Source organism: Streptomyces sp. NPDC006332 (assembly GCF_040612855.1).
GTDB lineage: Bacteria > Actinomycetota > Actinomycetes > Streptomycetales > Streptomycetaceae > Streptomyces.
The window spans coordinates 83,191-97,771 of sequence record NZ_JBEXRA010000021.1 but is presented as its reverse complement, the minus strand read 5'-3'; the positions used below and the strand labels follow the sequence as shown (position 1 = coordinate 97,771).

The 14,581-nt window shown below is 72.2% G+C and carries 8 protein-coding genes; 6 read left to right on the top strand and 2 right to left on the bottom strand.

Annotated features, from left to right (window positions below; translation table 11 throughout):
• The first annotated feature begins 54 nt into the window (after nucleotides 1-54).
• The 6 genes from ABZ027_RS20475 (at nucleotide 55) to ABZ027_RS20450 (ending at nucleotide 10,431) form a co-directional block, all read left to right on the top strand.
• Entirely contained in the window at nucleotides 55-3,429 is a 3,375-nt protein-coding gene (locus ABZ027_RS20475; RefSeq protein ID WP_356770213.1) for a pyruvate carboxylase, read from the top strand.
• A 177-nt stretch (nucleotides 3,430-3,606) separates the two neighbouring features.
• Complete coding sequence (locus tag ABZ027_RS20470; RefSeq protein WP_356770211.1) at nucleotides 3,607-5,280, top strand: cellulase family glycosylhydrolase; 1,674 nt, start codon at nucleotides 3,607-3,609, stop codon at nucleotides 5,278-5,280.
• Between the two features lie 301 nt (nucleotides 5,281-5,581).
• Complete coding sequence (locus ABZ027_RS20465) at nucleotides 5,582-6,139, top strand: 2Fe-2S iron-sulfur cluster-binding protein (protein ID WP_356770209.1); 558 nt, start codon at nucleotides 5,582-5,584, stop codon at nucleotides 6,137-6,139.
• Nucleotides 6,136-7,128: a xanthine dehydrogenase family protein subunit M gene (locus ABZ027_RS20460; protein ID WP_356770207.1), complete on the top strand. Its 993-nt coding sequence runs from the start codon at nucleotides 6,136-6,138 to the stop codon at nucleotides 7,126-7,128. Before ABZ027_RS20465 ends, ABZ027_RS20460 begins: the two co-directional genes overlap by 4 nt.
• Complete coding sequence (locus ABZ027_RS20455) at nucleotides 7,125-9,242, top strand: xanthine dehydrogenase family protein molybdopterin-binding subunit (protein WP_356770205.1); 2,118 nt, start codon at nucleotides 7,125-7,127, stop codon at nucleotides 9,240-9,242. Before ABZ027_RS20460 ends, ABZ027_RS20455 begins: the two co-directional genes overlap by 4 nt.
• Nucleotides 9,235-10,431: an XdhC/CoxI family protein gene (locus tag ABZ027_RS20450; RefSeq protein ID WP_356770203.1), complete on the top strand. Its 1,197-nt coding sequence runs from the start codon at nucleotides 9,235-9,237 to the stop codon at nucleotides 10,429-10,431. Before ABZ027_RS20455 ends, ABZ027_RS20450 begins: the two co-directional genes overlap by 8 nt.
• Here the strand turns inward: ABZ027_RS20450 and ABZ027_RS20445 are convergent.
• Both ABZ027_RS20445 and ABZ027_RS20440 read right to left on the bottom strand, forming a co-directional pair.
• On the bottom strand, nucleotides 10,364-11,179 hold the full coding sequence (locus ABZ027_RS20445) for a LuxR C-terminal-related transcriptional regulator (RefSeq protein WP_356770201.1): 816 nt from the start codon (nucleotides 11,177-11,179) through the stop codon (nucleotides 10,364-10,366). The genes ABZ027_RS20450 and ABZ027_RS20445 overlap by 68 nt on opposite strands.
• Before the next feature lie 282 nt (nucleotides 11,180-11,461).
• Complete coding sequence (locus ABZ027_RS20440) at nucleotides 11,462-14,377, bottom strand: glycosyl hydrolase 115 family protein (protein WP_356770306.1); 2,916 nt, start codon at nucleotides 14,375-14,377, stop codon at nucleotides 11,462-11,464.
• Between the last annotated feature and the right edge of the window lie 204 nt (nucleotides 14,378-14,581).

Here is a 14,581-nt window from a genome sequence, read left to right as displayed (position 1 = left end):
CGGGGTATAGCCGGGAGCATGGTGTTCTTCACCGGCAGCCCGAAGGGAACGGTAATGCTCCGCAAGGTACTGGTCGCCAACCGTGGTGAGATCGCGATTCGCGCGTTCCGCGCGGGCTACGAGGTGGGCGCGCGGACCGTCGCCGTGTTCCCGCACGAGGACCGCAACTCACTGCACCGGTTGAAGGCCGACGAGGCCTACGAGATCGGTGAACCGGGCCATCCCGTACGGGCCTACCTGTCCGTCGACGAGATCATCCGCGCGGCCCGCCAGGCGGGCGCCGACGCCGTCTACCCGGGCTACGGCTTCCTGTCCGAGAACCCCGAACTCGCGCGGGCCTGCGAGGAGGCGGGCATCACCTTCGTCGGGCCGAGCGCGCAGATCCTGGAGCTGACGGGCAACAAGGCACGCGCGGTGGCCGCGGCCCGTGCGGCCGGCGTCCCGGTGCTGGGCTCCTCCGCCCCCTCCAGTGACGTGGACGAGCTGGTCGCCGCCGCCGACGACATCGGCTTCCCGGTGTTCGTGAAGGCGGTCGCCGGCGGCGGCGGGCGAGGAATGCGCCGGGTCGAGGAACCCGCGCAGCTGCGGGAGTCCATCGAGGCGGCGGCCCGCGAGGCGGCGTCCGCGTTCGGCGACCCCACCGTCTTCCTGGAGAAGGCCGTCGTCGAGCCCCGGCACATCGAGGTGCAGATCCTCGCCGACGGCGACGGCAACGTCATCCACCTCTTCGAGCGGGACTGTTCGGTGCAGCGCCGCCACCAGAAGGTGATCGAGCTCGCCCCCGCGCCCAACCTCGACCCCGGGCTGCGCGAGCGGATCTGCGCCGACGCCGTGCGGTTCGCCCGCGAGATCGGCTACCGCAACGCGGGCACCGTGGAGTTCCTGCTCGACCGTGAGGGCAACCACGTCTTCATCGAGATGAACCCCCGCATCCAGGTCGAACACACGGTCACCGAGGAGGTCACCGACGTCGACCTGGTCCAGGCGCAACTGCGCATCGCGGCCGGCGAGACCCTGGCCGACCTCGGACTCTCGCAGGAGACGGTCACCCTGCACGGCGCCGCCCTCCAGTGCCGGATCACCACCGAGGACCCCGCCAACGGCTTCCGCCCGGACACCGGCCGGATCAGCGCGTACCGCTCGCCCGGCGGCTCGGGCATCCGCCTCGACGGCGGCACCACCCACGCCGGTACGGAGATCAGCGCGCACTTCGACTCGATGCTGGTGAAACTCACCTGCCGGGGCCGGGACTTCACCACCGCGGTCAACCGCGCCCGGCGTGCCGTCGCCGAGTTCCGCATCCGCGGCGTCTCCACCAACATCCCGTTCCTCCAGGCCGTCCTCGACGACCCGGACTTCCAGGCGGGCCGTGTCACCACGTCGTTCATCGAGCAGCGCCCGCACCTGCTGACCTCCCGCCACTCCGCCGACCGCGGCACCAAACTGCTCACCTATCTGGCCGACGTGACGGTGAACAAGCCGCACGGCGAGCGGCCCGAGCTGATCGACCCCAGCGGCAAGCTCCCCAACGTCGCCGGCATCGAACCCGCCGCCGGTTCCAAGCAGCGGCTCACCGAACTCGGCCCGGAGGGCTTCGCCCGCTGGCTGCGCGCCTCCCCGACCATCGGCGTCACCGACACCACCTTCCGCGACGCCCACCAGTCGCTGCTGGCCACCCGGGTCCGCACGAAGGACATGCTCGCCGTCGCCCCCGTCGTCGCACGCACCCTGCCCGAACTGCTCTCCCTGGAGTGCTGGGGCGGCGCCACCTACGACGTGGCCCTGCGCTTCCTCGCCGAGGACCCCTGGGAGCGGCTGGCCGCCCTGCGCGAGGCCGTCCCGAACCTGTGCCTGCAGATGCTGCTGCGCGGCCGCAACACCGTGGGCTACACGCCCTACCCCACCGAGGTGACCGACGCCTTCGTGCAGGAGGCCGCCCACACCGGCATCGACATCTTCCGGATCTTCGACGCGCTCAACGACGTCGGCCAGATGCGGCCCGCCATCGACGCCGTACGCGCCACCGGCACCTCGATCGCCGAGGTCGCCCTCTGCTACACCTCCGACCTGTCCGACCCGAACGAGCGGCTCTACACCCTCGACTACTACCTGCGTCTCGCCGAGCAGATCGTGGACGCCGGCGCCCACGTCCTGGCCGTCAAGGACATGGCGGGCCTGCTGCGCGCCCCGGCCGCCGCGAAGCTGGTCTCCGCCCTGCGCCGCGAGTTCGACCTGCCGGTCCACATCCACACCCACGACACGGCGGGCGGCCAGCTCGCCACCTACCTGGCGGCGATCCAGGCGGGCGCGGACGCGGTGGACGGGGCGGTGGCCTCCATGGCCGGTACGACCTCGCAGCCCTCCCTGTCGGCGATCGTGGCCGCGACCGACCACTCCGAGCGGCCCACCGGACTGGACCTGAGGGCCGTCGGAGACCTGGAGCCGTACTGGGAGAGCGTCCGCAGGATCTACGCCCCCTTCGAGGCGGGCCTCGCCTCGCCCACCGGACGCGTCTACGACCACGAGATCCCCGGCGGTCAGCTGTCCAACCTGCGCACCCAGGCGGTCGCGCTGGGCCTCGGCGACCGTTTCGAGGACATCGAGGCGATGTACACCGCCGCCGACCGCATCCTCGGCCACCTCGTGAAGGTCACCCCCTCCTCCAAGGTGGTCGGCGACCTCGCCCTGCACCTCGTCGGCGCCGGAGTGACACCTGACGAGTTCGAGACGACGCCCGACAAGTTCGACATCCCGGACTCGGTCATCGGATTCCTGCGCGGCGAACTGGGCACGCCGCCCGGCGGCTGGCCGGAGCCGTTCCGCAGCAAGGCGCTCCAGGGCCGCGCCGACGCCAAGGCCGTACCGGAACTGACCGCCGAGGACCGCACCGGCCTGGACAAGGACCGGCGCGCCACCCTCAACCGGATGCTGTTCCCGGGGCCGACGCGCGAGTACGAGACCCACCGGGACACCTACGGCGACACCAGCGTGCTGGACAGCAAGGACTTCTTCTACGGCCTCAGGCCCGGCAAGGAGTACGCGGTCGACCTCGAACCCGGCGTCCGGCTCCTCATCGCGCTGGAAGCCGTCGGTGAGGCCGACGAACGCGGCATGCGGACCGTGATGTCCACCCTGAACGGTCAACTGCGGCCGATCCAGGTGCGCGACACCGCGGCCTCCTCCGAGATCCCCAGCACGGAGAAGGCCGACCGCGCCAATCCCGGCCATGTCCCCGCGCCGTTCGCCGGGGTGGTGACCCTCACCGTCGCCGAGGGCGACGAGGTGGACGCCGGGGTCACCGTCGCCACCATCGAGGCGATGAAGATGGAGGCGGCGATCACCGCCCCCAGGGCCGGGCGGGTCTCCCGGCTGGCGATCAACAAGATCCAGCAGGTGGAGGGCGGCGACCTGTTGGTCGAGATCGCCTGAGTTCCACCGGGCGGCACCCGCGTCGCAAGGGTGCCGCCCGCTGCCGGACAGGGGCTCCACGGCGGTGGCTCCGGACTGCGCCAAGTCTTGACGTGTACTCGACGTAATGGCTTCATGGGAGCGCTCCCATACTTCTGTCGATGCCTGAGTTCCTGGCGCTCACCCCCTGGAGCCGCAGTGAGAACACCACGCAGCACGACACGAGACAACCCCTTGACCAGGCTGTTGACCGGCCTCGCGACCCTCGTCGGACTCGTCGTCCTCGGTGCCCTGTGCCCGGCCGTGGCGCACGCGCAGGCACACGCGCAGTCGCCCTCGACCAAGGCCACCGGCCTCCACATCAGCGACGGCCGGCTGGTCGAAGGCAACGGCAACGACTTCGTCATGCGCGGCGTCAACCACGCCCACACCTGGTACCCGAACGAGACGCAGTCGCTGGCCGACGTCAAGGCGCTCGGCGCCAACACCGTCCGCGTCGTCCTGGCCGACGGCCACCGCTGGACCGCCAACAGCGCCGCCGACGTGGCCGACGTCATCGCCCAGTGCAAGGCCAACCGGCTCATCTGCGTCCTGGAGGTGCACGACACCACCGGCTACGGCGAGGACGCCGCCGCCGGCACGCTGGATCAGGCCGCGGACTACTGGATCGGCCTGAAGGACGTGCTGGCCGGCCAGGAGAACTACATCATCATCAACATCGGCAACGAGCCCTGGGGCAACACCGGCCCCGAGGGCTGGACCGCCCCCACGACCGCCGCGGTCAAGAAGCTGCGCGCCGCCGGATTCCAGCACACGATCATGGTGGACGCGCCCAACTGGGGCCAGGACTGGCAGGGCGTCATGCGCGCCAACGCCCAGAGCGTCTACGAGGCCGACACCACCGGCAACCTGATCTTCTCGATCCACATGTACAGCGTGTTCGACACCGCGGCGGAGATCACCGACTATCTGAACGCCTTCGTCAAGGCGAAACTGCCGCTCCTCATCGGCGAGTTCGGCGGTCCCGCCGACCAGTGGGGCGACCCCGACGAGGACACCATGATGGCCTCCGCCCAGCAGTTGAAGCTCGGCTACCTCGCCTGGTCCTGGAGCGGCAACACCGACCCGATCCTCGACCTGGCGATCGACTTCGACCCCAAGCGGCTCAGCTCCTGGGGGCAGCGCGTCTTCAACGGCGTCAACGGCATCGCCCAGACCTCCAGGGAAGCCACCGTCTTCGGCGGCGGCAACCCGGGCGACACCCAGGCCCCGACGGCTCCCGGCACCCCGGCCGCCTCCGCGGTGACGGCCACGTCCGCCGCCCTCACCTGGGCCGCCGCCACCGACGACGTCGGCGTCACCGGCTACGACGTCGTCCGGGTCGGCGGCGCCACCGAGACCAAGGTGGCCTCCTCGACCACCACCTCCGTGACCGTGACCGGCCTCACCGCCGGCACCGCGTACACCTTCGCCGTCTACGCCCGGGACGCGGCCGGCAACCGCTCGGCCCGCTCCGCCACGGTGAACGTGACCACCGGCAGCGCCCCCGCCGGGACCTGCTCCGTCGGCTACCGCGTCGTCGGCGCATGGCAGGGCGGCTTCCAGGGCGAGATCGTCATCCGCAACACCGGCACCGCCGCCATCAGTGGCTGGAAGCTCGCCTTCCGCTTCGCCGACGGCCAGACCGTCTCCACCATGTGGGGCGGGACCCCGACCCAGAGCGGCGCCTCGGTGAGCGTGACCCCCGCCTCCTACACGTCCACCATCTCCGCGGGTGGCTCGGTCACCGTCGGTTTCATCGGCACCAAGTCGGCCACCAACACGGCTCCGACGGCCTTCACCCTCAACGGCAGCGCCTGCTCCACTGCCTGACGGGTCATCGCCTGCCCGCGGGGGTTGTCCGCCTCCGCGGGCAGGCGTCGGTGTACCGGGCCCAGGGTGACATCGGGGCCCGGGTCCGGCGAGACGTTCGTGCTCGGCGCGTGCGTCCGAGCGTGCATCCTGGCGGCAAGGGCCGCCTCGCGCCCTGGCGCCTCGCGTCCGAAACTCGTCCTTGCTGACCGGACGAGCGCCCACTACGTTCGGTACTTGCGGACAGCTGTCCGTTTGAGTGCACTCCAGGTGTCGGACCTCGCCCCGACCCACCCCGGACACACGCGAAAGAAGACTGATCATGGCCCCACCCCCCGCGACGACACACAGTGCCGTCACTTTGAAGATCAACGGCGAGAAGCACACGCTGTCCGTGGATCACCGCACCACCCTGCTGGACGCCCTGCGCGAGCGCCTCGACCTGACCGGCACCAAGAAGGGCTGCGACCAGGGGCAGTGCGGCGCCTGCACCGTCCTGCTCGACGGCCGCCGGGCGGTGTCCTGCCTCCAGCTCGCCGTGGCCGCCGAGGGACGCGAGATCACCACCATCGAGGGCATGGCCGAAGGCGATCGACTGCACCCCGTGCAGCAGGCCTTCCTCGACCTCGACGGCTATCAGTGCGGCTACTGCACGCCGGGTCAGATCTGTTCGGCCGTCGCGGTGATCGAGGAACACGCGGCCGGCTGGCCGAGCGCCGCCACCGACGACGTCAGTCCCGAGGCCGGGCCGCCACCCCTGAGCGCCGAGGAGATCCGGGAGCGGATGAGCGGCAACCTGTGCCGCTGCGGCGCGTACGTCTCGATCGTCGAAGCGGTCGCCCGCGCGGCCGGGAACATGACCACGGAGGCTTCGGCATGAGGGAGTTCGACTACCGGCGCGCGCACGACGTCTCCGGCGCACTCGCCCTGCTCGACGCCGATCCGGGGGCCCGCTTCCTCGGCGGCGGCACCAACCTCGTCGACCTGATGAAGACCGGCGTGGAACGTCCCGCCCGGCTCGTCGACGTCCGCGAACTCCCCCTGGACGACATCGAGGTGACGGCGGACGGCGGGCTGCGCATCGGCGCGACCGTCACCAACAGCGACCTCGCCGCCCACCCCGAGGTCCGCCGCCGCTATCCGGCGTTGTCCCAGGCGGTCCTGGCCGGCGCCTCAGGACAGCTCCGTAACATGGCCACCGTCGGCGGCAACCTGCTCCAGCGCACCCGCTGCGGCTACTTCGCCGACCTGGCCAAGCCCTGCAACAAGCGTGTCCCCGGCAGCGGTTGCCCCGCGATCGCCGGCGAGCACCACAACCACGCGATCCTGGGCGCCTCCGACCACTGCGTGGCCACCCACCCCTCCGACATGGGCGTGGCGCTGGCGGCCTTCGACGCCGTCGTCGAGTACGAAACAGCCGACGGGCCCGGCGAGTTGCCGCTCGCCGACTTCTACCTCCCGGTGGGTGACACCCCGCACCTGGAGACCGCGCTGCCGCCGGGCGCGTTGATCACCGGCGTGAGCCTGCCGCCCGCCCCGGTCGCCGCCCACTCCCGCTACCGCAAGGTGCGCGAGCGCGCCTCGTACGCCTTCGCTATCGGCTCCATCGCCGCCGCGCTCGACGTCCACGACGGCGTCGTCCAGGACGTGCGGCTGGCGTTCGGCGCGGTCGCCTCCCGGCCGTGGCGGGCCCGCGCGGCCGAACGCGCGCTGACCGGCGCGCCCGCCGACGCCGCGACCTTCGCCGCCGCGGCCGACGCCGAACTGGCCGCCGCGAAAACACTGCCGCACAACGGATACAAGGTGCCCCTCATGCGCAACCTCGTGGTGGCCGTCCTGACCGAACTCGCCGAGGAGGCCGCCCGATGACCACAGCCCCCACGGCCCGCAAGAACGCCGTCGGCACCGCACACACCCGTATCGAGGGCCGGGACAAGGTCACCGGAGCCGCACGGTACGCGGCCGAGATCCCGTTCGCCGAACTCGCCCACGGCTGGCTGGTGTTGTCGACCGTGGCCCGTGGCCGGATCCGGTCGGTGGAGGACGGTCCCGTCCTCGCCATGCCGGGCGTGGTCGCCGTCCTGCACCACGGCAACGCCCCACGCGTCGACACCGGCTACGTCGGTCTGCTGGGCGCCCCGGACCAGACGGTGGGTGTCTTCCAGCACGACCGGGTGCCGCACATGGGCTGGCCGGTGGCGCTGGTCGTCGCCGACACCTCCGAGCAGGCCCGGGAGGCCGCCGAGGCGCTGGTCGTGCACTACGAGACCGAGCCGCACGACGTCACGTTCTCCGGCGAGCACCCCGACGCGTACGCGCTCGACGCGCATGGGCCCGCGGTGACGGAGAAGGGCGATCTCGACGCCGAACTCGCCGCGTCCGCGGTGGTCGTGGACGAGGAATACACGACTCCGGAAGAGCACCACAACCCGATGGAGCCGCACGCCGCGACCGCCCGGTGGGACGGCGGCCGGCTGGAGGTCGTCGACTCCAACCAGGGCACCACCTGGGTGGCGAGCGAACTGGCGAACCTGTTCTCGCTCGACCCGGCCACGGTACGGGTGCGGTCCGAACACGTCGGCGGCGGCTTCGGCAGCAAGGGTGTCCGAGCCCACCAGGTGGCCGCCGTGATGGCCGCGACCGAGCTGCAGCGTCCGGTCCGGGTCGTCATGACCCGTCGTCAGATGTTCTCGCTGGCCGGTTACCGCAGCCCCACCCGGCAGCGCCTGCGGCTCGGCGCCGACGCCGACGGACGGCTGCGCGCGCTGGAGCACCGCTCCCTGAGCGCCACCTCCACCGTGCACGAGTTCATCGAGTCGGCCGCCGCCCCGTCCCGCACGATGTACGACGCCGCTGCCCACCACACCGGCAACCGGGTCGTACGGCTCGACGTGCCGACCCCGACCTGGATGCGTGCGCCGGGCGAGGCACCGGGATCGTTCGCGCTGGAGTCGGCGATCGACGAACTCGCCGAGAAGTGCGGCCTCGACCCGATCGAACTGCGCGCCCGCAACGATCCCGACCGGGGCCCGGTGTCCGGCCTGCCGTTCAGCGGCCGCAACGTGATCGCCTGTTTCCGGGAGGGCGCCCGCAGGTTCGGCTGGGCGGACCGCGACCCGCGCCCCGGGCTGCGGCGCGAGGGGCGCTGGCTGCTGGGCACCGGCACGGCTGCCGCGTCCTTCCCCGCGGGTGCCGGCCCGTCCACGGCGGCCGTGACGGCGGAGGCGGACGGCACCTTCACCGTGCGGGTCAACGCCGCCGACATCGGCACCGGCGCCCGGACCGCGCTCACCCTGGTCGCCGCCGACGCCCTGGAGACCACGACGGAACGTGTCCGGGTGCGTATCGGCGACAGCGACCTCGGCCCCGCGTTCATCGCCGGCGGTTCCATGGGCACCCGCTCCTGGGCCTGGGCGGTCATGGCCGCCGCCAAGGAACTGCGGGAGCGGCTCGCCCTCGGCGCCGACATCCCGGCCGAGGGGATCACCGTACGGTCCGACACCACGGAGGCCATCCGCGCCCTCGCGCAGAAGGAACGGCACTCCTTCGGCGCCCAGTTCGCCGAGGTCGCCGTGGACCCCGCCACCGGCGAGGTGCGGGTGCGCCGGATGCTCGGCATCTTCGCGGCCGGCCGGATCGTCAACCCGCTCACCGCCCGCAACCAGTTCGTCGGCGGCATGACCTGGGGCATCTCGATGGCCCTGCACGAGGAGGGGGTCCGGGACCTGGCCTCCGGCGGCCACTACGGCGCCGACCTCGCGGGCTACCACGTCGCCGCGCACGCGGACGTCCCGGCCATCGAGGCGGACTGGGTCGACGACCCCGACCCGGACGACCCGGTCGGCATCAAGGGCATCGGCGAGATCGGCATCGTGGGCGCGGCGGCCGCCGTCGCCAACGCGGTCTGGCACGCGACCGGCGTACGCCACCGCGACCTGCCGATCCGGCCCGACCGCATCCTGCTGGCGGGCGGACATGCTTGACATCGCCGCGGAGCTGCACCGCTGGGCCGAGGAGGGGCGGGAGTTCGCCGTCGCCACCGTGGTGGCCGTCGGCGGCAGCGCCCCGCGCGGCCCCGGCGCGGCCCTCGCCGTCGACAGTGAGGGCACGGTGATCGGCTCGGTCTCCGGCGGCTGTGTGGAGGGCGCGGTCTACGACCTGTGCGAACGCGCCCTGCACACCGGCGAGACGGTCCTCGAACAGTTCGGCTACAGCGACGAGGACGCCTTCGCGGTGGGGCTGACCTGCGGCGGAGTCATCGACATCCTGGTCACACCGGTTGGCGCGGGCGCCCCCGCCCGGCCGGTGTACCGGTCCGCGCTGGCGGCCGCCGCCGAAGGTGAGCCGACGGCCGTCGCCCGGGTGGTGCGCGGACCCGCCGAACTCCAGGGCACGGCTCTGCTGGTGCGGGCCGACGGCTCGCACCAGGGCGGACTCGGCGGCCCCGCGGCACTGGACGGCACGGTCGCCGCCGAGGCCAGGGCCCTGCTGGAAGTCGGCCGGACCGGCACCCTCGACCTGGCGGACGGCCCGCACTGCCCAGGCGGACTGACCCTGCTGGTCGAGTCGAGCGTGCCGCCGCCCCGCATGATCGTCTTCGGCGCGATCGACTTCGCCGCGGCGCTCGTGCGGGCCGGGAAATTCCTCGGCTACCACGTGACCGTGTGCGACGCCCGGCCCGTCTTCGCCACCCCGGCCCGCTTCCCCGAGGCCGACGACATCGTGATCGACTGGCCGCACCGCTATCTGCGGGCCACCGCGACCGACGCGCGCACGGTGCTGTGCGTGCTCACCCACGACGCCAAGTTCGACATACCCCTGCTCACCGATGCCCTGCGGTTGCCGGTCGCCTACGTCGGCGCGATGGGCTCCCGCCGCACCCACCTCGACCGCAACCGACGGCTGCGCGAAGTCGGCCTGACCGAACGGGAGTTGGCCAGGCTGCGGTCACCGATCGGCCTCGACCTGAACGCCCGTACGCCGGAGGAGACCGCGTTGTCCATCGCGGCGGAGATCGTCGCGACCCGGCGGGGCGGGACCGGCGCACCGCTGACCGGCGCGGGGACGCCGATCCACCGTGCCGAGCCGAACGGTTCGGCGCCGGTCAGTGCGACGCAGCCCCCGACGGTGCGGGGACGAGGCCGAGCCGTTGAGCGCGCAGCACCGTGCTGATGCGGTCGTGCGTGCCGAGCTTGCGGTAGACGTTGGCGATGTGCTTGTGGACCGTACGGTCCGAAATGCCCAGGCGGCGGCCCATGGCGGTCGCCGTCAGGGCGTCGCTGAGCAGGACCAGCACGGCCGTCTCCCGGGGCGTCAGACCGAGGTCCGTGACCGGCTGCTCCCCGGGAGCGTCCCGGACGAGGTTGCCCGCGGTCAGGAACTGCCAGCGTTCCAGAAGCTGCCGCTGCTGCTCGACGGCCGCCAGCAGCGGCTGCACCTGCTCGGCGACCCGGACGTGGTCGTCGGAGAAGTCCCGGCCACGACGGTAGACGAGGCACCCGGTGATCGGGGCGGCCGACCGGGGCAGCGGAATCCCCAAGACATGGTCGGCGTCCAGGAGGTCGCCGATCAGCCGGGCGGTCTCACTGGCGGACCAGGCCGCTCCGGCCGCCTGACGCGCCGTGACGGGCGCCCGGTCCGGTCCGGTCGCGTAGTGCCGGGCGAAGGGGTAACCCGTGCGCAGCAGACCCATGGCCTCGTCCCCGAGCCGCCCGAACCGCGCGGCGGCGGCCGGCGACACACCGACCGTGCCCGCGCTCTCGTTCCAGTCGTCCAGTTTGTAGATCACGGTCTCGGCGCCCAGCAGATCCGGCAGGGCGTTCGCCAACAGGGGCCACAACCGGCGGGGTTCACGCTCGTGAAGTGCCGCGACAGCCACCGACACCATGCGCTCGTAGGCGCCGCCCAGCCCCTGTGCCATGTCCCTCTCCGTGTGTCCGGCCGTCCGGGTACGTAGTTGTACCCATACCGGCGCGCCCTGTCGCTGTTCCACAATCCAGTTGCGCGACAGCGACGTTCTCGGATGTAACTCCAGCACACGGCGCCTGCGCGCAGGAAGCGGGGGGAACGGGCCGCGGTCGTCACCCGGTGTGAGGCCCCGCAGCTTCCGGGTGGGCCGCCGGCGCGGGGGACCGGCGGCCCACCCGGGCCTTCGACGGGACGTACCTCTCCAGGAATGGTTCCGGTTCGATCGCGCTGCGCCCTACTGGGCGGGAGCGTCCACGCCCGGCGCGTACCCGGGGTCCGGGTTGAACACCGGGTGGTAGCTCTCCGGTGGCGCGAGGTAGGTGGCCGGAAGCCCACCGGTGTCCACCACGATCTGGTCCACGGCGATCGCCGCGTCCACCATGAACAGCCGCAGGACGTGCTCGCCGGGTTCGCCGACGGTCACGGTGGTGGTCAGCTTCTCCACGCCCTCCTCGACGTTGCGGGCCCAGGCGTCCCCCCGGTTGCCGGTGGCGACCGCCTGACCGGACAGCACGGTGGCCGGCTGGTCGTCGAGGGCGACCGCCACCCGGCGCAGCCCACGCTCGTCCAGGGAGGGCAGCCGGAACACCGTCACGGCGAAACTTCCCGCACTCGCGAACCGCACCCGGTACCGCAGTTCGGGGGCCCGGCTCGGGAAGTCCCCGGTGATCGGCGCCGCGGTCGACGGAACCGCCTCCACGGCACCCCCGCGACGGCCCAGCCCGCGCACGGTCCGCCAGCGGGCCCCGCCGCGCGCCACCCGCCGCTCGGTGTGCGCGGCGTCGATCGACACGTATCCGTGGGCCTCGACGAACCCCCGGGCCCGACGGCGCGCCCGTTCCCCGTCGTTGACCACGCGCAGCGGCACCTCGACCCGCTGCCCGGCGCCGGCGACGGTCACCGTGGCGCTGTGCGTTCCCTCCGGCACCCGCGCCCAGTCCACCTCCACCCACACCCGGGTCTGCTCGGTCAGCGAGCCACCCGCCGTACTCAGCCGCACCCAGGGGTGACTGGCCTCGGCGCTCCAGTCCAGCGTCAGGAAACCGGTGTTGAAGACGTCCACGAAACGCCGGTCGCGGGTGAACGAGGAGAAGGACAGCGGCCGGTTGGCCCCGGTCTCGTTGCCCTCGGCGGCCACGCCCAGGCCGGAGGTCTCCTGCCGGGTGATCCGGGTGACGGCAGGCCGGCCCGGTGCCTTCGGGATCTGCGAGGGGTACGGGTTGACGATCCCGTCCCACTTCCCGCCCGCCACCTCGGTGTTGTACCGCCTGGTGATCGCCGCCTCTTCGGCGTGGGCGGCCTCGGCCAGCTCCGCGAAACGGTTGGTCCCCGCCCCGCGCCCCTGCCGGACCGCAAGGGCGTTGCGGTCCGCCCAGTAGTACTTCAGGTTCATCAAGTACGCGCCGTGCACCGGGTATTCGACGAGCTCGTAGAAGGCGTCCCGGTAGGCCTCGGGCAGCTCGGCGCCCAGCGCCCGAGCCCGTGCCAGCAGCCGTTCGTGGGCCGCCAGGCGGCGTCCCGCCTCGTCGCCGTGGTGCACGACGGAGAACATCTGGCGGTCGATGAACTCCGGTCGCCGCTCGCCCGCGAGGCGGTAGTACTCGGTCCGGACGGCGGATATCTCCCGCGCGTGGCGCCGCCCGAACTGCCGCCCGTACCACTCCGCCAGGAAGTCCTCGACGGTGTCGGCGCTCCACCGGTCCACGTCCCAGGCCACGTCCATGGCGAAGGACAGGCCGGTCTCGATCGACTTGAGGTCACCCACGTTGAAGATCCACATCCGGTCGACGCCGTGCTCGTACACCCGGCGTAACTCCTGCCAGACCTTGGCGATCTGGGTGGTGTCCAGCCACAGGTAGCTGCGCGGACGACCCCAGTAGGAGAGGTGGTAGTAGATGCCGTTGCCGCCCGGCCGATCCCGCTCCGCCTCGTTCGGCAGCTGGCGCATGTTGCCGTGGTTGTCGTCCGGCCAGATCAGCGTGACGTCCTCGGGGACCCGCACGCCCGCGTTGTACAGCTCCAGCACTTCCTTGTACGGGATGAAGATCTGCGGCTCGGCCTCCGCACCGACCTCCTCGGTGAGGATCCGGCGCTGGTCGGCGATGATCTCGTTCATCACCGCCACCTTCTCCGGGACGGTGGTGGCGTGCTTCGTCTCCAGCGCGCTGTCGTGCAGGCCGCGCATGCCGAGCGTCCAACTGCTCTCGTAGGTCGCGTTCTGTGTCGCCCGGGCTCTCCAGTAGTCCGAGATGACGCCGGGGTTCACCGTGTAGTCGTACACCGGCAGTCCGCCGTCCGGGCCCCGGTGCTCCGCGGCCCACGGGTCCCACTCGTGGACGCCGTTGCGCAGCAGGGCCTCGGGGTGGCTGGAGCCGACGACGATGCCGTACCGGTCCGCGAGGTCGGGGTTGTCCCGGTACTTGTTGAAGAAGTCCGAGTACGGATGCATGGCGGGCCACAGATAGTTGGCCTTCAGACGCAGCAGCAGTTCGAAGACCCGTTTGTACGTCTCGGGGCCGATGTTCTTGTCCGGCTCCTGGGTCCGCTGGGACCAGGTGGTCAGGTTCTGCTCGTCGTTGATGAAGACGCCTCGGTAACGGACCGACGGCTCCCGCCGCTTGAGGGGGCCCGCGGGCACGGTCACCGTGTCGCGGTGTTCGACGGGGACGTCGGCCCACCAGTACCAGGGCGAGACCCCGATGCGCTCCGAGGTGTCGTAGACGCCGTAGACCGTGCCGCGCCGGTCACTTCCGGCGATCACCAGGGCGCGGCTCACTCCGGGCAGCGGACGGTCCACCACCTGGGTCACCGACGCCTCCCAGCGCCCCTTCACCCCGGAGACGTCCAGGCGCCGCTCGGCGACCAGCCGGTCGACCACCGGGCTCGCTCCCAGGGTGCCCACCACGACCAGGAGTCCCGCGCGGTCGGGCAGGGCGTGCCGCAGCAGGGGGCGGACGCCGGTGACTCGCTCCACGTCCGCCTGGAGGTCGCCGGCGGCGCGGATCACGGCGGGGTCGTCCGCCGCGTCCACGAAGACGTCGACGGCGGCGCCGTCCCGGGCCAGCGGGAACGCCGGGCGCCCCGACGGTGCGGCCTCGGCGACGGCGGGCAGGGCGGCCGGGAGCAGTGGAGCGACTCCGACGGCGGCCATGCCGCGCAGGAACGACTTGCGGGTGGGCGGCTGCGGCGGGACCTGCGGTTCGTGGTGCGGCACGAGACGCTGCCTTTCCGCGCCGGCGCGCGGACGGCTGAGGGTGCGGGCCGGCGGCGGAGCCGAGCGCATGGACGGTCGAAGGGTGGCCGGGGTGCGGGGAAGACGGTGTGCGCGCATTGGCATGGTCAGGCCAGAAAGCGC

Coding starts and splice junctions, on each gene's coding strand:
- ABZ027_RS20440 (WP_356770306.1), bottom strand. CDS start 14,377: ATGGCCGCCGTCGGAGTCGCTCCACTGCTCCCGGCCGCCCTGCCCGCC.
- ABZ027_RS20450 (WP_356770203.1), top strand. CDS start 9,235: ATGCTTGACATCGCCGCGGAGCTGCACCGCTGGGCCGAGGAGGGGCGG.
- ABZ027_RS20460 (WP_356770207.1), top strand. CDS start 6,136: ATGAGGGAGTTCGACTACCGGCGCGCGCACGACGTCTCCGGCGCACTC.
- ABZ027_RS20475 (WP_356770213.1), top strand. CDS start 55: ATGCTCCGCAAGGTACTGGTCGCCAACCGTGGTGAGATCGCGATTCGC.
- ABZ027_RS20455 (WP_356770205.1), top strand. CDS start 7,125: ATGACCACAGCCCCCACGGCCCGCAAGAACGCCGTCGGCACCGCACAC.
- ABZ027_RS20465 (WP_356770209.1), top strand. CDS start 5,582: ATGGCCCCACCCCCCGCGACGACACACAGTGCCGTCACTTTGAAGATC.
- ABZ027_RS20445 (WP_356770201.1), bottom strand. CDS start 11,179: ATGGCACAGGGGCTGGGCGGCGCCTACGAGCGCATGGTGTCGGTGGCT.